General features: G+C 44.7%; 36 protein-coding genes. 31 read left to right on the top strand and 5 right to left on the bottom strand.

The window, feature by feature from the left end:
• Positions 1 to 56: 56 nt before the first annotated feature.
• The 10 genes from T355_RS0100395 to T355_RS0100350 all read left to right on the top strand — a co-directional run bounded on the left by T355_RS0100395 (position 57) and on the right by T355_RS0100350 (position 7,138).
• Positions 57 to 719, top strand: a complete 663-nt coding sequence (locus T355_RS0100395) for a Rha family transcriptional regulator (RefSeq protein ID WP_027396013.1) — start codon at positions 57 to 59, stop codon at positions 717 to 719.
• On the top strand, positions 706 to 912 hold the full coding sequence (locus T355_RS0100390; RefSeq protein ID WP_027396012.1) for a hypothetical protein: 207 nt from the start codon (positions 706 to 708) through the stop codon (positions 910 to 912). Before T355_RS0100395 ends, T355_RS0100390 begins: the two co-directional genes overlap by 14 nt.
• Positions 909 to 1,232, top strand: coding sequence for a DUF4406 domain-containing protein (locus T355_RS0100385; RefSeq protein ID WP_027396011.1), 324 nt, complete (start codon positions 909 to 911; stop codon positions 1,230 to 1,232). The genes T355_RS0100390 and T355_RS0100385 overlap by 4 nt, the downstream gene beginning before the upstream one ends.
• The gene (locus T355_RS13040; protein ID WP_051555284.1) at positions 1,222 to 3,441 is read left to right on the top strand and encodes a DUF3987 domain-containing protein; all 2,220 of its coding nucleotides are present in this window, start codon (positions 1,222 to 1,224) and stop codon (positions 3,439 to 3,441) included. Before T355_RS0100385 ends, T355_RS13040 begins: the two co-directional genes overlap by 11 nt.
• Before the next feature lie 327 nt (positions 3,442 to 3,768).
• On the top strand, positions 3,769 to 4,047 hold the full coding sequence (locus T355_RS0100375) for a VRR-NUC domain-containing protein (RefSeq protein WP_027396010.1): 279 nt from the start codon (positions 3,769 to 3,771) through the stop codon (positions 4,045 to 4,047).
• Entirely contained in the window at positions 4,037 to 5,374 is a 1,338-nt protein-coding gene (locus tag T355_RS0100370; protein WP_027396009.1) for a DEAD/DEAH box helicase, read from the top strand. Before T355_RS0100375 ends, T355_RS0100370 begins: the two co-directional genes overlap by 11 nt.
• Positions 5,375 to 5,569, top strand: coding sequence for a hypothetical protein (locus T355_RS0100365; protein ID WP_027396008.1), 195 nt, complete (start codon positions 5,375 to 5,377; stop codon positions 5,567 to 5,569).
• Positions 5,569 to 6,018 (top strand): hypothetical protein, encoded by a 450-nt coding sequence (locus T355_RS0100360; protein WP_051555283.1) that lies wholly within the window; start codon positions 5,569 to 5,571, stop codon positions 6,016 to 6,018. The genes T355_RS0100365 and T355_RS0100360 overlap by 1 nt, the downstream gene beginning before the upstream one ends.
• 76 nt (positions 6,019 to 6,094) lie before the next feature.
• Positions 6,095 to 6,460, top strand: coding sequence for an HNH endonuclease (locus tag T355_RS0100355; protein WP_027396006.1), 366 nt, complete (start codon positions 6,095 to 6,097; stop codon positions 6,458 to 6,460).
• A gap of 108 nt (positions 6,461 to 6,568) precedes the next feature.
• On the top strand, positions 6,569 to 7,138 hold the full coding sequence (locus tag T355_RS0100350) for a P27 family phage terminase small subunit (protein WP_027396005.1): 570 nt from the start codon (positions 6,569 to 6,571) through the stop codon (positions 7,136 to 7,138).
• Positions 7,139 to 7,162: 24 nt separating this feature from the next.
• On the opposite strand, the gene T355_RS0100345 is transcribed toward T355_RS0100350, so the two are convergent.
• Positions 7,163 to 7,567: a hypothetical protein gene (locus T355_RS0100345; protein WP_027396004.1), complete on the bottom strand. Its 405-nt coding sequence runs from the start codon at positions 7,565 to 7,567 to the stop codon at positions 7,163 to 7,165.
• A 103-nt stretch (positions 7,568 to 7,670) separates the two neighbouring features.
• Here T355_RS0100345 and T355_RS0100340 point away from each other — a divergent pair, with 103 nt between their 5' ends.
• Positions 7,671 to 8,972 carry a site-specific DNA-methyltransferase gene (locus tag T355_RS0100340; RefSeq protein WP_027396003.1) on the top strand — a complete coding sequence of 434 codons (1,302 nt, stop codon included), beginning with the start codon at positions 7,671 to 7,673 and terminating at the stop codon, positions 8,970 to 8,972.
• Between the two features lie 114 nt (positions 8,973 to 9,086).
• Here the strand turns inward: T355_RS0100340 and T355_RS13035 are convergent, their stop codons facing one another.
• A complete protein-coding gene (locus T355_RS13035) occupies positions 9,087 to 9,515 on the bottom strand; it encodes a DUF7698 family protein (RefSeq protein ID WP_037329604.1) in 429 nt (142 codons plus the stop codon).
• A gap of 189 nt (positions 9,516 to 9,704) precedes the next feature.
• On the opposite strand from T355_RS13035, the gene T355_RS0100330 reads away from it, so the two are divergent.
• The 10 genes from T355_RS0100330 to T355_RS0100285 all read left to right on the top strand — a co-directional run bounded on the left by T355_RS0100330 (position 9,705) and on the right by T355_RS0100285 (position 15,603).
• Positions 9,705 to 10,409: a hypothetical protein gene (locus tag T355_RS0100330; protein ID WP_027396002.1), complete on the top strand. Its 705-nt coding sequence runs from the start codon at positions 9,705 to 9,707 to the stop codon at positions 10,407 to 10,409.
• Positions 10,410 to 10,532: 123 nt separating this feature from the next.
• Complete coding sequence (locus T355_RS0100325; protein WP_027396001.1) at positions 10,533 to 10,757, top strand: DUF4314 domain-containing protein; 225 nt, start codon at positions 10,533 to 10,535, stop codon at positions 10,755 to 10,757.
• 128 nt (positions 10,758 to 10,885) lie between these two features.
• A complete protein-coding gene (locus tag T355_RS0100320) occupies positions 10,886 to 11,113 on the top strand; it encodes a DUF4314 domain-containing protein (protein WP_027396000.1) in 228 nt (75 codons plus the stop codon).
• 2 nt (positions 11,114 to 11,115) lie between these two features.
• On the top strand, positions 11,116 to 11,289 hold the full coding sequence (locus T355_RS14900) for a DUF5049 domain-containing protein (protein ID WP_071997142.1): 174 nt from the start codon (positions 11,116 to 11,118) through the stop codon (positions 11,287 to 11,289).
• 179 nt (positions 11,290 to 11,468) lie between these two features.
• Positions 11,469 to 12,359 carry an amidoligase family protein gene (locus T355_RS0100310; RefSeq protein WP_231482949.1) on the top strand — a complete coding sequence of 297 codons (891 nt, stop codon included), beginning with the start codon at positions 11,469 to 11,471 and terminating at the stop codon, positions 12,357 to 12,359.
• Positions 12,360 to 12,442: 83 nt separating this feature from the next.
• A complete protein-coding gene (locus T355_RS0100305; RefSeq protein ID WP_027395998.1) occupies positions 12,443 to 12,898 on the top strand; it encodes a gamma-glutamylcyclotransferase family protein in 456 nt (151 codons plus the stop codon).
• 89 nt (positions 12,899 to 12,987) lie between these two features.
• Positions 12,988 to 13,182, top strand: coding sequence for a hypothetical protein (locus tag T355_RS0100300; protein WP_027395997.1), 195 nt, complete (start codon positions 12,988 to 12,990; stop codon positions 13,180 to 13,182).
• A 15-nt stretch (positions 13,183 to 13,197) separates the two neighbouring features.
• A complete protein-coding gene (locus tag T355_RS0100295) occupies positions 13,198 to 13,422 on the top strand; it encodes a DUF7678 domain-containing protein (RefSeq protein WP_027395996.1) in 225 nt (74 codons plus the stop codon).
• Positions 13,423 to 13,572: 150 nt separating this feature from the next.
• Positions 13,573 to 13,803 (top strand): hypothetical protein, encoded by a 231-nt coding sequence (locus T355_RS0100290; protein WP_027395995.1) that lies wholly within the window; start codon positions 13,573 to 13,575, stop codon positions 13,801 to 13,803.
• Positions 13,804 to 14,010: 207 nt separating this feature from the next.
• Positions 14,011 to 15,603: a terminase large subunit gene (locus T355_RS0100285; protein WP_027395994.1), complete on the top strand. Its 1,593-nt coding sequence runs from the start codon at positions 14,011 to 14,013 to the stop codon at positions 15,601 to 15,603.
• On the opposite strand, the gene T355_RS0100280 is transcribed toward T355_RS0100285, so the two are convergent.
• Together T355_RS0100280 and T355_RS0100275 are read right to left on the bottom strand one after the other, a co-directional pair.
• Positions 15,600 to 15,911, bottom strand: a complete 312-nt coding sequence (locus T355_RS0100280) for a helix-turn-helix domain-containing protein (protein ID WP_027395993.1) — start codon at positions 15,909 to 15,911, stop codon at positions 15,600 to 15,602. The genes T355_RS0100285 and T355_RS0100280 overlap by 4 nt on opposite strands.
• A gap of 3 nt (positions 15,912 to 15,914) precedes the next feature.
• Positions 15,915 to 16,268: a hypothetical protein gene (locus T355_RS0100275; protein WP_027395992.1), complete on the bottom strand. Its 354-nt coding sequence runs from the start codon at positions 16,266 to 16,268 to the stop codon at positions 15,915 to 15,917.
• A 95-nt stretch (positions 16,269 to 16,363) separates the two neighbouring features.
• Here T355_RS0100275 and T355_RS0100270 point away from each other — a divergent pair, with 95 nt between their 5' ends.
• From T355_RS0100270 to T355_RS15195, 10 genes are read left to right on the top strand one after another with little or no spacing between them, the layout of a single operon-like run.
• Positions 16,364 to 17,620, top strand: a complete 1,257-nt coding sequence (locus T355_RS0100270; RefSeq protein WP_027395991.1) for a phage portal protein — start codon at positions 16,364 to 16,366, stop codon at positions 17,618 to 17,620.
• A complete protein-coding gene (locus T355_RS0100265; protein ID WP_027395990.1) occupies positions 17,610 to 18,305 on the top strand; it encodes a head maturation protease, ClpP-related in 696 nt (231 codons plus the stop codon). Before T355_RS0100270 ends, T355_RS0100265 begins: the two co-directional genes overlap by 11 nt.
• Before the next feature lies 1 nt (position 18,306).
• Positions 18,307 to 19,506 carry a phage major capsid protein gene (locus T355_RS0100260; RefSeq protein ID WP_027395989.1) on the top strand — a complete coding sequence of 400 codons (1,200 nt, stop codon included), beginning with the start codon at positions 18,307 to 18,309 and terminating at the stop codon, positions 19,504 to 19,506.
• A gap of 14 nt (positions 19,507 to 19,520) precedes the next feature.
• Positions 19,521 to 19,796 carry a head-tail connector protein gene (locus tag T355_RS0100255; RefSeq protein WP_027395988.1) on the top strand — a complete coding sequence of 92 codons (276 nt, stop codon included), beginning with the start codon at positions 19,521 to 19,523 and terminating at the stop codon, positions 19,794 to 19,796.
• Complete coding sequence (locus T355_RS0100250) at positions 19,796 to 20,110, top strand: phage head closure protein (RefSeq protein ID WP_027395987.1); 315 nt, start codon at positions 19,796 to 19,798, stop codon at positions 20,108 to 20,110. The genes T355_RS0100255 and T355_RS0100250 overlap by 1 nt, the downstream gene beginning before the upstream one ends.
• Positions 20,107 to 20,451, top strand: coding sequence for an HK97-gp10 family putative phage morphogenesis protein (locus T355_RS0100245; RefSeq protein WP_027395986.1), 345 nt, complete (start codon positions 20,107 to 20,109; stop codon positions 20,449 to 20,451). The genes T355_RS0100250 and T355_RS0100245 overlap by 4 nt, the downstream gene beginning before the upstream one ends.
• 4 nt (positions 20,452 to 20,455) lie before the next feature.
• Positions 20,456 to 20,794, top strand: coding sequence for a hypothetical protein (locus tag T355_RS0100240; RefSeq protein WP_027395985.1), 339 nt, complete (start codon positions 20,456 to 20,458; stop codon positions 20,792 to 20,794).
• Positions 20,791 to 21,369: a major tail protein gene (locus tag T355_RS0100235; protein WP_037329603.1), complete on the top strand. Its 579-nt coding sequence runs from the start codon at positions 20,791 to 20,793 to the stop codon at positions 21,367 to 21,369. The genes T355_RS0100240 and T355_RS0100235 overlap by 4 nt, the downstream gene beginning before the upstream one ends.
• A 3-nt stretch (positions 21,370 to 21,372) precedes the next feature.
• On the top strand, positions 21,373 to 21,690 hold the full coding sequence (locus tag T355_RS0100230; RefSeq protein ID WP_027395983.1) for a hypothetical protein: 318 nt from the start codon (positions 21,373 to 21,375) through the stop codon (positions 21,688 to 21,690).
• A gap of 2 nt (positions 21,691 to 21,692) precedes the next feature.
• Positions 21,693 to 21,860: a hypothetical protein gene (locus T355_RS15195; RefSeq protein ID WP_155851636.1), complete on the top strand. Its 168-nt coding sequence runs from the start codon at positions 21,693 to 21,695 to the stop codon at positions 21,858 to 21,860.
• 3 nt (positions 21,861 to 21,863) lie between these two features.
• Here the strand turns inward: T355_RS15195 and T355_RS0100220 are convergent, their stop codons facing one another.
• Positions 21,864 to 22,451: a YbjQ family protein gene (locus tag T355_RS0100220; protein ID WP_027395982.1), complete on the bottom strand. Its 588-nt coding sequence runs from the start codon at positions 22,449 to 22,451 to the stop codon at positions 21,864 to 21,866.
• Positions 22,452 to 22,454 lie beyond the last annotated feature (3 nt).

Genomic DNA, 22,454 nt, shown 5'->3' with positions numbered 1-22,454 from the left:
CTAAGTGTCCTTTTACAAGTGAAGACGTGGCCAGATGGCCGGAAAGTGAGGTTCATATGAAAGCATTAGTACCAATGGACGATTATGGCATTTTTGTTGATTGCCATGATACCGTCCGAGTCGACAGCCTGTATGTGGCTAAGTTTTTTAACAAAGAGCATAGAGATGTGCTGAGGGCAATAAGGAATTTGGATTGCTCGGATGAATTTCGCCAGCGCAATTTTGCGCAGTCGAAATATGTTAATTCTCAAGGGCACAATATGCCATGTTATCAGATGACCAGGGATGGATTTGTTTTTTTGGTCATGGGGTTTACAGGCAAGAAGGCCGCCCAGTTCAAGGAATTCTACATCAACCGCTTTAATGAGATGGAATCCCAAATCAGGTCATTGGTTAATGCCAGACAGCAGTTTCCAAAGCTCACCAAAATGGTCAGAGCTATCCATGAAAATCCGAAGCCGTACCATTACTCAAATGAGTGTGACCTTCTTAACCGTATTGTTCTTGGCATGAGTGCAAAGCAGTTCAGAACAGCTAATGGAATTGAGAAGGGTGAGTCTATAAGACCATATCTCACAGATGAGCAGATTGCTGACCTTGATTATTTGCAGGACGTGGATATCGGCCTTTTGGTCGCTGTGCCTGATTACAGTCAGAGAAAGAGAATGCTTGAATGGAGTCTTATGAATTATAGGGGTGAAAACAATGTTTTACGTTAAGGAAAAAATCAATGATGCGGTGGAGGTAACAATCGAAATTGCTGACAATGTGTTCTGCCAGTGCCCAAAGTGTGGTGCAGAGGTTGAGGTCGATTTATCGGACTTTATCGGGGATGAGGACTTTGATCTCTACGGCAGTTCTGTTTGCTGCAAGAAGTGTTCCAAGAAGTTCTTCAGGGAGGTAGCAAAATGAAGAAAGTTTATGTCTCAAGCCAACTTAGGGGAAATGTTAAGTCCAATATCTCCAAGGCCCAGTGGTATGCCCGTTTTGTAGCAGAGCGCGGGCATCTGCCGATAGCACCGCATATCTATTTTACGCAGTTTCTTCGTGACCATGTCCCGGAGGAGCGTGATATGGCCATGGAGATGAACAGAGAGCTTCTTGAGTGGTGTGATGAGCTGTGGGTGTTTGGGGAAGTTATCTCTGAGGGTATGAAGCAGGAGATAGAATGGGCGAAGGATAAGCCTATCCGCTATTTTACGGAGGAGTTGAAAGAAAAACATGATATTTAACAGGGCGGGCGTTAAATACGCTCAGAAAAATTGTAGGTATCCATATAGTGTTGAGGTTACTGATATTGAGGGCATGAAAGATGTAATTGCCTTTGACCATGTGTGTGCTAACTACACCAATAACTATCGCAGCAAGGATAACTTCATTGAAGCTGATGTCATTCCAATGGATATTGATAACAGTGGCTCAGATAATCCCGCCATGTGGATGACCCAGGAACGCATTATTGAAACTTTCAAGGATTATGATTTCGTACTGGTTCCAAGCCGTAACCACATGAAGGAAAAGGATGGGAAGTCAGCACGGCCAAAGTGGCATGTTTATTTTAGGATTACCAAGACCAATTCAGCTGAGCACTATGAGTCCTTAAAAAAGAGACTACAAAAGATGTATCCGTTTTTTGACCCAGAAGCTCTGGGAGCTGCGAGGTTTATCTATGCAACTGAATCTGAGGACATTTATTGGAATAAAGGCAGTATGACCATTGATCAGCTTTTTGGAGATGAGGATTTTGACTCGGTGCGTGAGGGTTCCCGTAATAGCTCACTTTCCAGGAAGGCTGCTAGTCTCCTTAAACGCTATGGAGACACAGACGAGGCGAGGGATTTATTCCTTAAGGCCAATGATGAGTGCGTTCCGCCCCTGGAAAAGGATGAACTCAGGACCATTTGGAGAAGTGCCATCAAGTTTTATAACGAGAAGGTACTGACAGACCCATCCTACATTCCACCTGAGAAATATGATGACACCGAATGGGATGACCCTATTCCTTTTGAGGAATATGTTATGCCACCTTTTCCGGTTGATGCACTGCCAAAGCCAATAGCAGATTATGTGCTGGCAGTATCTGAGAGTACGCAGACACCTCTTGATATGGCAGGCGTTCTGGCACTTCCTGCGATTGCTGTGTGCATACAGGGTAAATACTCCATTGCAGGCAAAGCTGACTGGATTGAACCACTTAACATTTATGCGCTTGAGGTAGCACAGCCATCTGAGCGAAAGTCGGCAGTCATAAAACTTATGTGCAATGCCATCTGCCTTTACGAGATTGAGTACAACAGAGTTCATGCGGCTACAGTGGAAAAGAACAAGTCCCGTTTGAGGATGTTACAGAAACAGCAGAAATCCATAGAGGACAGAATTGCCATGGGTAAAGCTACCATGGATGAACTGGAGAATGTAACCGAGGAGATTGCCAGCTTCAAGGAAATCAATCCTCTGCAGCTTTATGTAGATGATGTTACGACTGAAAAACTGGTATCCATTCTGGCCAAAAATGATGGCCATGCAGCCATCATATCAAGTGAGGGCGGCATTTTTGACACCTTGGCTGGTATCTATACAAAGACCGTAAATATTGATGTCATGCTTAAAGCATACTCCGGGGACACCATCAAGGTTGACCGCGTGGGCAGGGACAGTGAGTATGTACTCAACCCGGCTCTTACAGTGATGCTGATGGCGCAGCCAAGTGTGGCATCGCAGGTGTTAGGCAATAAGAATTTCCAGGGACGTGGACTTACGGCCAGATTTCTTTACTGCATTCCAAGTTCAAGGCTGGGTGAGAGAAACATCAACAGTAAGACTGTCCCGGAGGATGTTAAAGCAAGATACGAGACACTCATTACCAATATGCTTGATGACCCTTACGGCAATAAAATCATCACACTTTCTGATGCCGCAAGGGAGTTATTCTATCAGTTTTCCATGAACCTTGAAGCTGACCTTCTTAAAGAATACACCGAGTTTTCTGCATGGGTAGGTAAGCTGGGCGGGACGACCTTGAGAATAGCTGGTCTTCTTTGCAGGGCAGAGAAGTATGTATGCCATGACTTTTGTGAGCAGTATGAGGGTGATCAGGTAGATGAGGATGTGCCATTGGTGGTAAGCAAAGCTACTATGAGTAGAGCCATCAGACTGGCTAACTATTTTCTGGTACATGCAAGGGTGGCTTTTTCAGCAATGCCTGAGGAACAGATTAGGGAACAGGCAAAAGTAATATTGGACAAGATTCGTGAAAAGAAGTTGGAACGTTTTACCCGTAGGGATATGATGCGTTATTGTTCCAGATTTAAGCGTACAGAGGTCATCCAGCCAATTTTGAACTTCCTCGATGATTACGGATATATTCGCCAGGAACCCGTCACAGTCAAGTATTACGGGCGTCCACCATTACCATCTTATTTAGTCAACCCTAAGGTGTGACAATGGGCTTGTGTCAGTTTTTGTCTGGCTTGTGCAAGGCATGATTTTGACACTTCATACCGCATCAATTCTGTGATGTCTGATTATTGTCATTTTGTCGCTTATAGAGAATATAAAAACCCTTTTTTAAATATATATATATTTACTAATTTTCTAGATATTAAGATATCGGAAAATTTATATATTCGCTGGACTATGGGTGCCAAAATGACTAAATCAGGCTTTAAAACACTGATGTCGGAGCTTAAGGCCACTTTTTTGAAAACAAGACAGCCTTTGACAGAAGCCTGTTTTTTCGTGACAAAACTATAAATTGAGGTGATTTAGATGCTTGAGAAGCAGATTGAACGAAAACTTTGTGATGAAGTTAAGAATAGAAATGGTATGTGCTTAAAGCAGACTGGACTGGCTGGTATCCCAGACAGACTGGTGCTTCTCCCAAATGGCAAGTGTGCCTTTGTGGAGCTTAAGGCTCCCGGGGAAAAACCAAGAAAACTGCAACAGATAAGAATGAAACAGCTTAAGAAGCTGGGCTTCAAGTGTTATGTGATTGATGGAGCAGAGCAGATTAAGCCGATGCTGGAGGTGATAGCCGATGGAGTTTAAACCACATGGCTATCAGCAATATGCCATCGACTTTGTGGAAAACAATGAAATATCCTGCCTGCTGCTTGATATGGGCTTGGGCAAGACAGCAATAACCCTCACAGCATTAAAGGATTTGCTGGATAAAGGAGTGGTGAAGCGTGTTCTTGTTATCGCACCACTGAGAGTTGCACGAGATACATGGCCGGCTGAGATAAAGAAGTGGGATCATATTAGTGGGCTCCGACACACTGTTGCTGTTGGCAGCACCAAGGAAAGAATGGCAGCCATTAATGACAGCTCAGCCCAGATAGTTATCATCAACAGGGAGAATGTTGATTGGCTGGTAAAACACTGTGATTGGAACTTTGATATGGTTGTAATCGATGAGCTGAGTTCGTTTAAGAACCACAGAAGCAAGCGCTTCAAAGCAATGTGCAGGATGCGGCCGTTTGTTAAAAGGATTGTAGGTCTTACTGGAACACCTTCCAGCAACGGACTGATGGACCTTTGGGCGCAGTTCAAGATTCTGGATTATGGAAAGAGACTGGGGCGGTTCATCGGAAATTACCGTGAGTGGTATTTCCGGCCGGACAAGATGAACGGATATATTGTGTATTCTTACAAGCCACTTCCATTTGCTGAAAAGGAAATCTATGAGAAAATCTCGGACATCACCATATCAATGTCAGCCATTGACCACCTTGATATGCCGGAACTCATCACCAACGAGATAGAAGTGGAGATGAGCCCAAAGGAACGAGCCAAATATGATGAACTCAAAGATGAGATGGTTATGGAACTCCCGGATGGAGCTATTACTGCCGCCAATGCTGCAAGTCTTACCAACAAGCTGTGTCAGATGTCCAATGGCAGGATCTATGATGAGAGTAAGAATGTGGTGAAAATCCACGACCGAAAGCTGGATGCCCTTGAGGACATTATCGAGTCAGCCAACGGCCAGCCCCTGCTAATTGCATATTGGTTTAAGCATGACCTTGAAGCTATCAGCAGTCGGTTCAAGGTACGAGAGATAAAGACCAGTGCTGATATTGCTGACTGGAATGAAGGCAAAATCCCTGTGGCTGTTATTCATCCCGCTTCAGCTGGCCATGGACTGAACCTTCAGGCAGGAGGAAACACACTGGTGTGGTTCGGTCTTACCTGGTCTTTGGAACTTTACCAGCAGACCAACGCAAGACTCTGGCGGCAGGGACAGTCAGCAGGTACTGTTGTCATCCAGCACATTATCTGCAAGGACACAGTTGATGGGAGAATCCTTAAGGCTTTAAAGGCAAAAGATACAACTCAGTCGGCACTAATAGATGCGGTTAAGGCGGTGATATAGATGTGTGAAAATGGCATTTTTAACCTCGTGCAGGCCATTGTAAAACAGGCAGCCAAGGATTACAGAGCTGTCAGACACGAGAAGGAATCATACGAAAAGGATAAGCTGGAGAAGTTCTTCCTTTCCAAGTGGTTCAGTGACCTCACTGGGCTTGATGGCGAGATGGTTCTGGGTAGGCTTAAGGCAGGTGATTGATGGTGAAGGCTGTAGAGCTTTTTAATAAAGCTAGATTATTGGACATGGAGATTGATACCCTTATTGAGGAATCACAATCAATTCGTGACATGGCCACACGAGTTACATCAACGATAAATGATATGCCTGGAGCTCCATTAAAGAACAACGATAGGTTCCAAGACACAATGGTTTCCTTGATAGATTATGAGCGAAAGATTAATTCAAGGATTGATGAATTGGTTAATCTTAAGCAGGAGATAAATGATGTTATTGGTAAGTTACCAAGACTAGAGCATCGTATTGTTTTAGCAAAGCGTTATCTTCAAAGAAAGAGATGGGAACAGATTGCTGTTGAGATGAAGTATGAGGAGCGTCAGGTGAGGAGGTTTAAAACCGAGGCATTAAATGAAGCTGACAAAATCTTGTCCGAAAATGTCCGAGAATGTCCGACTGGTAGTGTGATATAGTATAAACTAGAGAAAGTAAGATAAGACGAGCCATCAGGGAGCAATCCTTGGTGGCTTTTCTATTGGAGTGATTAGTATGCCAAGGAAACCAATGAAGCCTTGCAAGCACCCTGGCTGTCCGAAGCTGACCGCCGGGAACTACTGCAAGGAACATGAAGCCATGCATCAAAAAGACTACGAGCGAACCCCAGAGGAACGTAAACGTTACGGTTACCAATGGAAGAAGGCTCGTAAGAGATATGTAGCTGCACACCCTGTCTGTGAGATGTGCCTGCTTAATAAGCGGGTAACACCTGTCGAGGAAGTGCATCATATCCTGCCACTGGATCACGGTGGTAATCATAATCCACTGAACCTCATGAGTCTGTGTAAGGCTTGTCACAGTCGTATTACGGCACTCATGGGCGATAGGTGGAACAAGCAGAAGGAATACACGTACTGAGGGGGAGGGGGGCCTAAAATCTCTGTGGAGCGGACGCTTGTCCAGCGGGCACCCCCCTCGCGCAGAAAAAGTGCGATTTCAGAAGGGTAAAAGGAAGGAGTGTTCGGTTTGCCGACTAAATCAAATAATATTGGAGGGCGTGGAGGTGCTAGGCCGGGTGCTGGTCGTAAGAAAAAAGCACTGGCTGACAAGGTGGCCACAGGCAATCCAGGCGGCAGACCGTTAGTTGTCTTAGATATTCCTGATATGCCTGAACCAGTCGAACTTGAAGGTGCTGATATGCCGGAGCCAAGAGAGTTCCTCTCCGCCCAGCAGCGTGATGGAAGTGAACTTGAGGCTAAGGAGATTTATACAGAAACATGGAACTGGCTGAAACGTCTCGGTATGCATACCAAGATTAGTAAACAGCTCTTGGAGCGTTATGCCATGTGCTCTGCCAGATGGATTCAGTGTGAGGAGCTGACAAGCCGTATGGGTATGCTCAGTAAACACCCGACTTCCGGCAAGCCAATAACCTCGCCATTCATAAACATCGGTATAAACTACATGAACCAAGCCAACAGGCTGTGGAATGAGATATTCCAAATAGTAAAAGAGAACTGCGTTACCGGCTATGAGGGAGACACCCCGTCAGATGATTTGATGGAGCGCCTGCTAAGAGCCAGGGAAAGGAAATAAAAAAGACCTCACACGGTGTGAGGTCTAATGGTTCTTGATAAATGTGTATAAGGCAAACAGTACGACAGTTGCACAAATAAAGAAATACAATGTTACTAATTTTGCTCTTAGTGGAATTTCATTGCTGGGTTCATAATCGATTAATGGTCTTTTATCTTCGGGGATTACTGCAGATATTGAACGTTCTTTTGCTGCCTTGGCACTTAAAGCTGCAGCCTGTTTATGCAGTTCTTTGCAATGGAGGTCATCAAGGTATTCTTCCATGCTCCTGTAGAGTCTTTGGTAGCAATGCAAAACACCAGGAACGGCACCCGTAAAGAAGATACTTATTAGCTTATAAATTATCCACGGTGTGATTACCAGAAAGATGATAATTGCCACAAAACTAGGTATTTTTATCGGGAAAAGGAATACCAAATAATGCCACATAATAATGCACCTCCCTTTAAAAAAATTGTAATACATTAGGGCAAGAAGCACAATTGAGTGCTGGTTAAAAAAACAACCATTTGAAGGATTGGAAGTGATTTGTTTGGAAAAATTGAAATACGAGCTGGTCGATGTTGACCAGCTTATTCCTTATGTGAACAATGCCAGAACACACTCGCCTGAACAGGTGACCAAGCTGGCAAGTGCTATCAAAGAGTTTGGGTTTATTAATCCGGTGATAACAGACGGAGAACATGGCATTTTGGCAGGACATGGCAGAATTGCCGCTGCAAAGCAACTGGGTTTGAAACAGGTACCATGTGTCTCCGCTGCTTATCTTACTGAAGCACAGAAGAAAGCTTATATCCTGGCAGACAACAGATTGTCTTTGGATGCTGGCTGGGATGATGAGCTTTTAAAGATTGAGATTGAGTCCCTTGAAAGTGAGGGCTTCGATATTGGCCTTACAGGCTTTGATGAAAAGGAACTGGCCGATCTCTTTGGCACAGATGATAAAGACACCGAGGACGATGACTTTGATGTCAATGCCGCCCTTGATGCGGCGGCTTTTGTTAAATCTGGTGACCTTTGGCTCCTGGGCGAACACCGTCTTTTGTGTGGTGATTCCACAAATCCAAAAGATGTAGCTACACTTATGAACGGCCAGAAGGCAAATGTGTGTATTACCGACCCGCCTTATAACTGTGCTTATAAAGGCGGTACCGGAATGACCATCATGAATGATAAATGGAGTGATGGAGAAGCCTTCTATCACTTCCTGTTGGACGCATTCAAGAATGCCTATAACAGCCTGGTTGATGGCGGCGCATTTTATGCGTTCCATTCGGATGCGGAAAAATGTAACTTCTTCAATGCTTCTGTGGATGCTGGGTTCCATTATTCCACGACCTGCATTTGGGTAAAGAATGCTCTGGTTATTGGGAGAATGGATTATCAGATGCGGCATGAGCCAGTGCTTTATGCTTTTAAGGACACAGCCAAGCATAAATTCTATGGTGACCGTAAGCAGACCACGGTCTGGGAATTTGATAAGCCAACGAAATCAAAGCTTCATCCGACACAGAAACCACTGCCGTTGATAGCTTATCCGATGCAGAACTCCTGCCAGGAGAACGGCATAGTTCTTGACCTGTTTGGTGGCAGCGGTTCTACTATGATGGCAGCCGCCCAGCTGAATAGAAAAGCCTATCTCATGGAGCTTGATCCCAAATACGCATCTGCCATTGTCAGAAGATTTGTGGCAAGCTACGGAACAGATGATGTGCGGGTAATCAGAGATGGCGAGGAACTTCCTTGCAACGATGTGTATATCCCGACAGACGAGGAACTTGAATTTAAGGAATCCTCAGTAACCGATAAGCAGAAGGGTTCTCATTCAGCTTGAATAGGCCCGGATACTTTAGCATGGCAAACTCGAGAAGACTAGAAATGCGAGTATACTGTATATTCTCATAAGACGAGGAAAGGCCCCCTCGCAGGGGGCGGGGGCTGCGGCTTTTCAGCCGCGGGTGAAAATGAAGGCCGGTTCCTGCTGGTAGTCTTCGCCTGGCCAAGCCTTGTGGGTGTTCACCAAGGTCATTCCTTCCAGCTTCCAGCCTGATTTTGTGAATTCCCAGGCAATCTTGTTGGAGCTGCTCCAGGTTGAGCTGAAGGTAAATTCCTTGATTCCCGCGTCCTCAAGGCCCTTTAAAAGCATCGGGATGTCTTTTTCCCAAATGCAGTCCTGGCCAAGGTCGAGGCGGCTGTTTTCTCTTTCCTGGCTTGTTTCGTAAAGGCTGAACACCCAGGCGAAGCCTTCGCCGCGTTCCTTGATCCTTGCCTCAAGGTCTTTGTATTCTGCTTTGAGCTGGTTCTTTTCTTCTTCGGTGGTTGCCTCCTTGTAGCGGCTTCTCAGGTTCTTGAGTTCGTTGTAAAAATCCTTAATCATGCTGTTTTCCTCCTTCAAAGGTGTGCTTTTCTTTCGGTACTGTATATATCACTCTAAAGCACATAATTAGCAAGTAATATGTGCAAAATAAATAATTATTATTTATCGAAAAACAACTTGCTATAAATGTTGCTTAGAGCAATCATACACATACCAAAATAAACATCACCAAAAAGGAGGAAATCAGAAATGAAGATTCATTACGACAGAACAGGCGCACAGCGCAAGGAAATGGTGAAGGTGATCAGCAAGGTTACCGGGGAAAAGGCAAAGTACCTTGGAATGCCAAGTTGCGCCTACCAGATTGGCCCATTCCACTTGGACAAGGAAGGAACCTTGGAATTTGACGAAGTAGGGGATAACGAAATCGCCAAGAAGGTAGTTGACGGACTCCTCGAAGCCGGGTTCGCCGGGGGAAAGAACGAGAACATCGGAAAGGTGCTGGAGCAGCTTGACGGGGCAGACAGCCAACAGGAGGCCGACAGCGAAGAGGAAATCAAAATGGCAATCCCTTATGAGGGCTTCGATGAAAATTCCCTCCAAAACCTGGAGAACCTGATAAAAGCAAAGGGCAGCCTTATAAAGAAGGCCCTCGGAATTGAGGAACTTCCAATAAAGGTGGAGGGGAATCAAATAAGATTTCCTTGGTTCCAGAATCCATTGGAAGATAGGGAAAAAATAATCTACGCAACCTTCATTTCAAAACTTGCAAAAATGGCCAAGTGCCAAAAACGCATTAGTGCCAAGGAAAAGGAAGTAACGAATGAGAAATATGCCTTCAGGTGTTTCCTTTTAAGACTTGGATTTATCGGTAATTTTTATAAGCCTCACAGAAAACTTCTCCTGAGCAAACTTGAAGGCTCCAGTGCATTCAAAACTGGTAAACCAGAGTGAAAATAACGGGCTGCCCTTTGGGCGGCCTTTTGTATACTTGCTAAAACGCTTGATAATAGTGTGCTTTAGAGTGATGTATATAAGTGCCAGAAGGCAATACAACACTTAAGGAGAATTTTGAAAATGAGAATGCCAAAGTGGAGTATCATCTACAGAATGCGGGAATGCTATCCGGAAGGAAGTAGGGTGGAACTGGATTTTATGGAGAAACCCAAGGCACCACCAAAGGGAACCAGAGGAACGGTACTTGGTGTAGATCTCGCAGGGAGCATAATTGTTGATTGGGATAACGGCAGTGAGCTTAATGTGACCTACGGTGTAGATAAGTGCCATCCAGTGCATGATTAAGAAAAAACAAGGGCCGCCCCTCAGGGTGGCCTTATGCATACTTTCAAAATCGCTTGATAATTATGTGCTTTAGAGTGATGTATGTACATGCCAAAAGGCAAATACAACATATTAGGAGGATTCGGAAAATGAAAATGCCAAGCAGGGAACTGATTGCAAAAATGCGGAGGATTTACACCAAAGGGAGCCGGGTGGAACTGGATTCCATGGATGACCCACAGGCCCCACCACAGGGCACCAGAGGGACGGTGCTGGGGGTTGATGACATAGGCAGCATCATGGTTGCCTGGGACAACGGCAGCGGCCTTCATGTGGTCTACGGAGAAGACAGCTGCCATTTGGTAGAGGAGGGCTGATCATGACCGAGGAAATCAAAAACCAGATACTGGACATCAGGCAGACCGGGGCAACAAATATGTTCGACATCATAAGGGTGAAGGAAATTGCGGAACTTATGGAATTTACCGAGCTGGCGGAGTTCCTTCCTGAAAACAAGGCCGAGTATGTGAATTTCATTCTTCATGGGGAGTAAGCAAAAAAACAGCTGGGGAAGCGGGCAAAAAAGCCCGTAACCCTAGTTGCTTCAAGGCTTTAAGTATACAAAAATAAACACAGATTCTTTCTGTAAATAACTTGCTATTAGAACACATGTATGGCAATATACACACAACAAAAGCAAAGCAAGGCAAAAAGCAGAAAGGATGACAAAACATGATGGATTTAAGAGCACAGACCTTTGGGGTAGAAATTGAGATGACAGGGATTACGAGAAGCAAGGCAGCAAAGACAATCGCAGCCTACTTCGGAAAAGAAAGCACCCACTACGGCGGAACCTACGACACCTACCAGGCCGGGGACAGCAAGGGCAGAACTTGGAAGGCCATGAGCGACTCAAGCATCAAGGCAGAAAAGAAAAACGGCGGCCGGGCAAGCGACCTTTACAAAACAGAGGTTGTAACCCCAATCCTCAGATACGAGGACATTGAAGACCTGCAGGAAGTTTTGAGAAGGCTCAGAAAGGCAGGGGCCATTGTAAACGAAAGCACAGGAATTCACATCCACATCGGAGCCGAGAATTTCACCCCAGCCACCCTTTGCAACCTTTTAAAGAACATCAGAAGCAAGGAGGACATCCTTTACAAAGCCATCCAGGTAAAGAATTCCAGAGTATACTATTGCAAGAAAACAAACCAAGCCCTGATTGAAATGATTGAAAAGCACCGCCCAACAACAAGGGAAAAGCTGGCCGACCTTTGGTACCAAGAAGCACCTTACGGAAGGGAACGCCATTACAACGAGAGCAGATACCACGGCCTTAACCTTCACGCCTACTTCACCAAGGGAACGGTTGAGTTTAGGCTTTTCAACAGCACCCTCCACGCAGGGGAGCTCAAAGCCTACATACAGTTTTGCCTGGCGGTTACCGCAAAGGCAATAAACACCTCCAAGGCATCCAGCAAGCCAAGCGTAAGCGACAACGAAAAATACACCTTCAGATGCTGGCTCCTCCGCCTTGGCCTTAACGGTGACGAGTTCAAGACCTGCCGCCACCACCTTTTGAAGAACCTTGAAGGAAACTCAGCATGGAGACGCCTTTCCTAAAGGAAACCACACACCAGCCCCTTCGGGGGCCTTTGGGTGGTAGAAGCCGATAGTGATTTCTTTTAGGAAGGGAGTTTCAGATTATGAAAAAATCAATTTATTTAGCCTACGGAAGTAACATGAGCCTCCAGCAGATGTACCATCGTTGCCCTGATGCCGAGCCAGTCGGCAAGGGGATTATAAAAGGATGGCGGCTGATGTTCAAGGGCTCCCAAAGCGGGAACTATGCCACAATCGAAAAAGAGGAAGGCTGCACAGTTCCGGTGGTAGTTTGGGCAATCAGTGAAAAGGACGAGGAACGCCTCGACCGCTACGAAGGCTGGCCACACTTTTATGTCAAGGAAACCGTGGAGTTCGATTACATCGGTGACCGCCCAGGAAGGCGAGTGAAGGGAGAAGGCATGGTTTATATAATGCCCCCGGATGAATCAACCCTTGGCCTTCCAAGCCAGAGGTACTTTGATGTTTTGCTGGAAGGCTACCAGCGCTTCGGGCTGGACCTAAAAATCCTTTATGAAGCCTTGGATTACAGCAAATAATAAAACAGAATAAATGTACTAAATAACTTGCTATTCCTCCGAACCAGAGCTAATATACACACAACCAAAGGAAAAGGAGGAACAAGGAAATGACAAGGTTTCAAAAAGACAAGCAGGAGATTTTGGAAGGCAACAGCCGCGAGGTGATGGCCGGGAGAAAAGAGGAGCTCAAAAAGCTAGAGAAAGAACTCAGGGAATGCCGCAACGGGTTCAGGGCCCAGTGCCTTAGGCAGGAAATTGAACGCCGGCAGAGAGAATACCGCGAACTTGACGAGATGATTTGAAGGGAGGAAACAGCAATGTGGGACAAGGCTACACTTGAAATCGATGGAACCAAGATAGAGTATTGGGTAAAGCATTATGAGAAAGGCTCCGAATTCGGAATCGATGAGGGCAGGATTTCCAAGCTGGACTGCCGGGTAGACGGGGAGAGAATTTTGAATTACGACCGGGGTTGGGATCTTGAACCACAGACGGAACTTGCCATCAAGGCACTTGAAATTCTCAAAAGCAGATTTAACTGAAACCAAATGAAAACAGCCCATTCAGGGTTGTTTTCTCGTAGTGAAGTATACAAAACTTATGTACTAAATAACTTGCTATACCTCCGAAGCAGAGCTAATATGTACACAACCAAAGGGGAACAGCCCCAAAATAAAAGGAGGAACAAGAAAATGGAAAAGCAGGAAATTTTGGAAGAAATCAAATTGGCAACCGAGGAAGTAGCATTGATCCTTTGGGACGGACCACGCCTCAGCAACCAGAAGGCGGTTTTGGAAAACATCGACAAAGCATTGATGAAGGGTTGGGACACAATACCACCTAAGGACTTGCAGCTCGCCTTGGCACAGGGCTTGATGTCAGCCGCCACAATCCTGACAACCATGGAAAACAGCGAGGATTAAAACAAAAAAAGCCGGAAGGCCCTCTTCGGAGGCCTTTTGGTCGTAGCGAAAATTATTACCATACAATAAGAATACCATTTGTTATGGTATGGTAATAACTTTCGCCCGATGACGACTGAGCACAGTATACTCTGTGTGTTGGATTTGAAAGTTTTACTATACTAAAGTATCGGCCCCGATTGGGGCTTATTTTATTGGGGGAATTTTATGGAAGGTTATAAGCCTACAAAATTCAAACTGGATACATCCCATTATGATAAAGGGCAGGCTGACTTTGCGGTAGGCTTTATTGAGTGCCTTTGCCACACAAAGGGCAGGTGGGCCGGTAAGCCTTTTAAGCTGCTCCCTTGGCAGGAACAGATTATAAGGGATATTTTTGGAACTGTTAAGGAAGATGGCCACAGGCAGTTTACCACAGCCTATATTGAAATACCAAAGAAGAATGGTAAAAGCGAATTAGCCGCTGCCGTTGCACTTTATCTTTTGTTTGCCGATGGTGAGGCAGCCCCGGAGGTTTATGGGGCGGCGGCGGATAGGCAACAGGCGGCCATTGTGTTTGATGTTGCCAATCAGATGGTGAAACTGACCCCGGCATTGGCGAAGAGGTCAAAGAGCCTTGGAGCCAATAAACGTATTGTGTCCCATCTGAATAATGGATTTTATCAAGTGCTTTCTGCAGAGGTAGGGACCAAGCATGGCCTAAATGTTTCAGGGCTGGTGCTGGATGAGGTACACACCCAGCCAAACAGAAAACTCTACGATGTTCTTACGAAAGGCTCCGGAGATGCAAGAGAACAGCCTCTGTACTTTTTGATTACCACAGCTGGGAACGACACCAACTCCATTTGTTACGAGCTTCACCAAAAGGCATTGGATATCATTGAGGGGCGGAAGTTTGACCCCACATTTTATCCTGTCATTTATGGTGCTGCCGAGTCCGAGGATTGGACGAGCCCGGAAGTGTGGAAAAAGGCTAATCCTTCACTTGGTGAAACAATCACAATAGATAAGGTGGTGGCGGCCTGCGAGTCAGCCAAGCAGAACCCGGCAGAGGAGAACTCCTTCAGGCAGCTTCGCCTAAACCAATGGGTAAAGCAGGCTGTCAGATGGATGCCGATGGATAAATGGGATAAATGTGCTTTTACAGTCAATGAGGATGAACTGGAAGGACGTGTCTGCTATGGAGGTCTTGACCTTTCCAGTACAACAGATATTACAGCCTTTGTGCTGGTGTTCCCGCCACTTGATGAGGAGGATAAATACTACATTCTCCCTTATTTTTGGATTCCGGAGGACAATGTTGACCTTAGGGTAAGGCGCGATCATGTGCCTTATGATGTGTGGGAGAAGCAGGGGACGCTTCTTACAACTGAAGGAAATGTGGTCCATTACGGATATATTGAGCAGTTTATCGAGAAGCTGAATGAAAGGTTCAATATCCGGGAAATTGCCTATGACCGCTGGGGAGCTGTGCAGATGGTGCAGAATCTTGAGGGTATGGGTTTTACTGTGGTTCCGTTTGGGCAGGGCTTTAAGGATATGAACCCACCAACCAAGGAATTGATGAAGCTGACCCTGGAGCAGAAATTGGCCCATGGCGGCCATCCGGTCCTTAGATGGATGATGGACAACATCTTCATAAAGACAGATCCAGCCGGGAACATAAAACCGGACAAAGAAAAATCCACAGAGAAGATTGACGGTGTTGTGGCCACGATAATGGCTCTTGACCGAGCAATCCGCTGTGGATTGGATAATGGTGAAAGTGTATATGATGAGCGTGGAATATTGTTGATTTAAGACACAACAGGTGCTACAGCTTTTTTAGCCAATAACTCAAGCAGACGCTTGGATGGTCCGTTTGGAGTATTTCTGCCAGATTCCCATGCTTCTATAGTTTTTTTGCTTACACATAAAAACTTGGCAAGCAGGTTTTGAGTAAGATTATTTTCCATACGGATATTTCGTATTTCACTTGGAGTGAAGTTACGTACGGTATCGACATCAATTGTCAATACTGTTTGTTTTAGATTGGCACCATTGGTAACTTCAATATCATCAATAATTTCATTTAAAGATGCACTTATCATATCATATGCTTTACTCATATCTTACACATCCTTTCTGGCATAGATCTTCTCAAGTTTATCAATTAACAATTTGATGTTGTTCCTCTCGGTTTTGGAGAGGTTTTCCATCTCATTTTTAGCGAATACCATGATTAAGAAAATCGTTCCACTAATTTCAAAATCTACATAACATACTCTGGCACAATGAGATTTTCCTCTGTTTCCATAGCTATATCGAAGCTTTCTAAGGCGGCCAGTACCAGACATAACAGGGCCAATTTTAGGATTTTCTAAAAGAATGGATTGAAGTTCTCTAAGATTTTCATCCGTTAGTCCAAGTTCTTTCCACTGTTTTTCAAACAATTCACCGTGGATAAATTTTCTGCTTACTTTCATTTGATTACCCCTATTTAAATTTTACCCTATTCAGTAGGGTTGGTCAATATAGATATTATCATAGGATTGTGAATATGTAAAGGAGGCATCAGCCTATGAATCTATTTTCTAAACTGTTTCGTTCAAGGGATAAGCCAAAGGATTATTTATCAGTCCATTGGCCTTTTTTATTTGGCGGCACTACCGCAGGGAGAAATGTCAATGAACGGACATCCATGCAGGTTACTGCTGTATATGCCTGTGTCAGAATACTTTCTGAGGCAATAGCCAGTCTGCCCCTTAATGTGTACCAGTACGGGGCGGAGGGCAGCAAGGAAAAGCTCTACAGCCATCCGCTTTATCATCTTTTGCATGATGAGCCAAATCCTGAGATGACCAGCTTTATCTTCAGGGAGACTATGATGAGCCATCTGCTTCTCTGGGGGAATGCCTATGCCCAGATTATAAGGAATGGCAAAGGTGAGGTGGTCGGCCTTTATCCGCTTCTTCCAAACAAGATGGATGTAAGCCGTAATAAGGCTGGGCGGCTGATATATACCTACAGACGCAATTCTGATGAAGCAGGATCCGAGAAGCGGGATGAAGAAGTGGTTCTCAAAAGAGAGGATGTGCTTCATATTCCGGGCCTTGGATTTGATGGCCTTATAGGATACAGCCCTATTGCCATGGCCAAGAATGCCATCGGTATTGCGATAGCCACTGAGGAATATGGAGCTACCTTCTTTGCCAATGGAGCCACTCCGGGAGGAATACTTGAACACCCAGGTGTTGTTAAAGATCCTGAGAAACTTCGCCAAAGCTGGAAGTCCCAGTTCTCTGGTAAGAACAGTCACAGCGTTGCTGTTCTGGAGGAAGGAATGACTTTCAAGCAGATGGCCATACCGCCTAATGAAGCACAGTTCCTTGAAACCAGAAAATTTCAAATCAATGAGATAGCTCGAATTTTCAGAGTACCGCCACACATGGTAGGTGATCTTGAAAAGTCGAGCTTTTCTAATATTGAGCAGCAGTCCTTGGATTTTGTAATGTACACCCTTAATCCTTGGATAGTTCGCTGGGAACAAGCAATGCAGCAGGCACTTTTGCTGCCATCAGAAAAGAGTCAGCTGTTCTTCAGGTTCAATGTGGATGGTCTTCTTCGTGGGGACTATCAGAGCCGGATGAATGGCTATGCTGTGGCAAGGCAGAATGGCTGGATGTCAGCAAATGACATAAGGGAGCTGGAGAACATGAATCCTATTCCTGCTGAGGAAGGAGGTAATCTATACCTTATTAACGGAAATCTTACAAAGTTAAAAGACGCGGGTATTTTTGCAAAGCCTGCTGAAAGGAATGATTTAGATGAGTCGTAAATTTTGGAATTGGGTGAGGAATGATAATGATGAAAGAATACTTATGCTCAATGGGGAAATCTCTGACCAGACTTGGTTCGGTGATGAAGTCACACCTGAAGAATTTAGAAACGAGCTTAACAGTTGCCAGGGTAAAGTCACTGTTTGGATTAATTCTCCTGGCGGGGATTGTTTTGCTGCTGCACAGATATATAACATGCTCATGGAATACCCAGGATGCGTTGATGTTCACATTGATGGCATTGCTGCTTCAGCAGCTTCGGTAATTGCTATGGCTGGAAGTCATGTGGCCATATCCCCTGTTGGCATGATGATGATTCATAATCCTGCTACTGTCTCCATCGGGGATGAACGGGAAATGAAGAAAGCCATAGAGATGCTTTCCGAAGTAAAGGAATCCATCATCAATGCTTACGAGCTTAAGACTGGACTTCCAAGAAAGCAGCTGTCCAACATGATGAATGCCGAGTCCTGGTTCAATGCCAAAAAGGCTGTGGAGCTTGGATTTGCCGACAGTATTCTTTATGACACCGATGAGGATGATGAGCCGGAGGCCATGATTTTTTCAAGGGCTGCGGTGACCAATTCATTCTTGGATAAATTTAAAGCTGCCAAAAAGGTAGCAGATAATCGTATTGACGCTTCTGAACTTCAGAAGCGTTTAGTTATTTTAGGAGGAATGTAAAATGGATAAGATTAATGAACTGATTGAAAAACGTGCTAAGCTTTGGGCAGAGGCCAAGAATTTCCTTGATACTCATACTGATGAAGATGGTAAGCTCTCTGCTGAAGATGCTGCCACCTATGAGAAGATGGAGGCTGATGTGGTGGATATGAAAAAGTCCATCGATCGCCTGCAGCGTCAGGCGGTTATTGATAGGGAGCTTGATAAGCCAACTAGTACGCCTATTACCAATGAACCATCTTCTGGTAAGGCACCAGCCAATTTCCGTGCTACGGATGAATACCGTAAGGAAATGTTGGCAGCAACCCGCAGCCGCTTCCGCAATATCAGTAATGTTCTTAAGGAAGGTGATGACCAGCAGGGTGGTTATCTCGTGCCAGTTGAGTATGATAAGCGTCTCGTTGATGTGTTGAATGCAGAAAACATTATGCGTAATCTTTCTACTAAGATTACCACCTCCGGGCAGCACAAAATCAATATTGCTGCCACAAAGCCAGCAGCTGCCTGGATTGAAGAAGGAGAGACCCTCGGTTTTGGTGAGGCAACCTTTGACCAGATTATGCTTGATGCATATAAGCTCCATGTGGCTATCAAGATTACTGAGGAGCTTCTCTACGATAATGCCTTTAACCTCGAAAGTTACATCATCGACCAGTTTGGTAAAGCACTGGCCAATGCAGAAGAAGATGCCTTCCTTAATGGTGATGGCAAAGGTAAGCCTACAGGCATTTTTGATGCTGAAAAGGGTGGACAGTTTAATACCACGACTTCCAGCAATAGCATTAGTGCCGATGATATCATCACCCTGATTTATAACCTTAAGCGTCCGTACCGCAAGAATGCGGCATTTATCACTAACGATAAGACTTTGGCTTCTATTCGTAAGCTGAAGGATAACAATGGCGTGTATATGTGGCAGCCGGCACTTACTGCAGGTGAACCAGATCGTATTTTAGGGTATGAGGTACACACCTCTGAATATGCACCAGAATCTGCGACAGGAAAGCCAGCTATGGCATTTGGTGATTACTCCTACTATAACATCGGTGACCGCGGTACACGTTCCATGCAGGAACTGAAGGAACTCTTCGCTGGTAACGGTATGGTGGGATATGTGATGAAAGAACGTGTCGATGGGCGCCTTATCCTCCCAGAAGCAGTTCAGATTCTTTCTATGAAGGGTACTTCTTCCAAGCCATAATAGAGGTGAGGTAAATGCTGGTAACTCTTGAGGAAACCAAACAGTATCTTAGGATTGATGGCGACTATGATGATGAGCTGATTGAAGGGCTTATGGCCACAGCAAATGATTTATGCCTGGCAATCTTAAGACAGGACGAGTCGGAATTGGACGGGGAAAATCCTCGGCTGAGAACGGCTATTTTTTATGCGGTGACTTATCTGTATGAGCACCGTGATGAAGCAGATCATAGAGGGTTAGCCTTAACCCTCCGTGACCTACTGTCCGGACTCCGTAAGGAGGGCTTCTGATGAAGGTAGGGAAAATGCGTTATCGTATAACACTTCAAATTCCAACAGATGAAACAGATATGTATGCCAATCCCAAGGAGGAGTGGACAGATTTTAAGGAAGTCTGGGCGGATATAGTTCCTGTAAGCGGCAGAGAATACTTTGCCGCTGAGCAGGCTATGTCTGAAACACAGTTTAAAATCTATATCCGCTACCTTGATGGAGTAACACAGAAAATGCGGATACTACATGGTAATGTGGCTTATGAAATCCTGACTGTGCTCGGGGATAAACGCATTGGCAGGCTGACTCTTATGGTGAAGGTGATAGTATGAGTTCTTTATCCGATGTTTTTCAGGATATTGGTGAAAAAGCTACAAAGGCTGCCAAGGATGCACTAAGTAATGGGGCGGATATGGTAGTAAATGATGCAAAAACCAGATGTCCGGTGAGAACTGGAGCCCTTAAGGAATCCATTCATAAAGTGGTTTTGCGGGGCGGAACTAAAATAAAGGTTGTGGCAGATGCCACTAATGATAATGGCGTACCTTATGGTAGGTTTGTTGAGTTCTCGCCTATGATAAATGAACCATTTTTGTATCCGGCGTTGGATGCTTTGCGAAACACCATAAGGGAAAATATAGCCGAAGCTGTGCAGGAAAGCCTAAAGAGGTGAGAGCATGATTGAAAAAATTGTTGAGGCACTAAGGACAGATATCCTTCTGGGAGTGAAGGGGATCTATCATCAGCTTAGTCCTCATGGATGTAAATACCCCAATATCGTCTATAAGGTAATATCTGATGTCCCAGCCCTTCATGGGGACAACGTGGAGCTTCAGTCCAGGGTGACTGTAAGAATACATATCATAACCAAGGACGGGAACTATCACAATATTTATAGACGGGTAAACAGAACAATGACTGACCTCGGATTTATGCGGGTTCAGGCAGTAGATATGATTGAAGATGGCCTTAAAATGAAGGTCATAGATTACAGAACAGGAGTTGATGCATTATGACAGCACCACAGACGGGGATTACCAATTCTCCTTTTATCGGGCTTAAGGGATTTCATGTAGCAAAGCTCATTGATGACCCAAAAGACGGTACCCCAACCTATGAAGAGATTATTTCCATTCCTCATATCCGGCAGGTGTCTATTAAGCCACAGAATTCATCTGCAACCCTTTATGCAGATAACCAGGCAGTGGACACCGCCAGCACAACCAGTGAGTATGAACTGACCGTGGATATTGCCACCCTGCCTTTGGAGTACAAGGCATACCTTCTTGGGCATGAAATTAAGGATGGCGTGATGACAGCCAGCAAGGATGATGTTTCGCCATACTTTGCTGTGATGTTTGAATCCACCAAGAAGAATGGAAAGAAGAGGTTCTGCAAGTTCTTCAAGGTTCAGTTTAATGAGCCGGATGAGAACCCACAGACCAAGGCAGAGAATATCAGCTACAACACACCAACTCTTGGCGCCAAGGCTATTTATCGTACTGCTGATGGCCTTTCCTACCGTCAGGCTGATGAGGAAGCTACCGGCTTTACAGCTGAAACTGCTGCTGCGTGGTATACGGAGGTGTAATTTATGGATACACCTTTTATCATAATCAACGGAAAAAAAATCGAACCCGCTGCACCCAAGATGAAGGTGTGGCGGGCTTTTTTGAAGTCTGCGGACAGGGACAGAAGCAAGGAACAGCTGGATGATTTTTTGAAAGAGCAGATTGATCTTATTGTGCTTGCCTTCGGTAAGCCTGATGTGGTCAATGAGGAATCTATTGATGAGTATATGGAGATTGCAGATGTAGTCCCTATGGTAAGAAAGCTATTCAAGTGGATTCAAACAATGACATTTGAAAAACTTGCTAAAGCCCCAAATGCAGAAACGGAGACAGCTCAGTAGAGTTGTCTCCGTATGAACATATATTAAGTTATTATGAACGGCTCCAGTCAGCCTATGGATGGACAATCAGCGAGATTGATGAGTCCGACCTGGAAGTGCTTTTGGAGCAGATGGTAATAATCACCAAGAAGAATTATAAACCGGCGTATATTGAGGATGTGATGGGATAACTATTATTCCTTTTCAATAACGACAGCATTACCATTTGCAGTTACACAAAAAACATACGGTAGGTATAACGTTCCGCCAGCTGCACTTGCAGTTTCTGGGTCCATAGTTATGTAATCAAAATCGACACCGATAACTGCGTTGCATCCTAAGTTATATGCTGCTTCTTTTAATTCTTGAATTGCTTGTCTACGAATTTGACGTAAAGCTTTTGATAATTCTTCGCCTACATCTGCTGTAGTATCAAACAGATATCCACCCTGGCCACGTGGAATTTGGATAACATCATCACCAGAGATGTAGCCAGAGTATTTTACAATTTTGTATCCTTCAAAATTAAATCCGGAGCTAATGAGCATTTGAGCGAGTGCTTGCTGTTTTGCATTTTCTTGTTCCTGCATCCTCCTAGCTTCATCAGCTCGAGCGGTTAAAACATTTTGATATCTAGTTATCCATTCCTCTAAACCATCTGGAAGAAACTTATCTCCAAAGAATCCTTCTGATTCCCATTTAATATTGTTTCTACGCAAGAATTCATCAAAATCATTCATGTTAAAATTATATCTTTTGGATATTTCTTTTCTGGTAATCATAAA

The sequence above is a fragment of the Anaerovibrio lipolyticus LB2005 genome (assembly GCF_000621545.1).
In the GTDB taxonomy this organism is placed as follows: domain Bacteria; phylum Bacillota; class Negativicutes; order Selenomonadales; family Selenomonadaceae; genus Anaerovibrio; species Anaerovibrio lipolyticus_A.
This window is presented reverse-complemented; position numbering and strand designations above follow the sequence as displayed.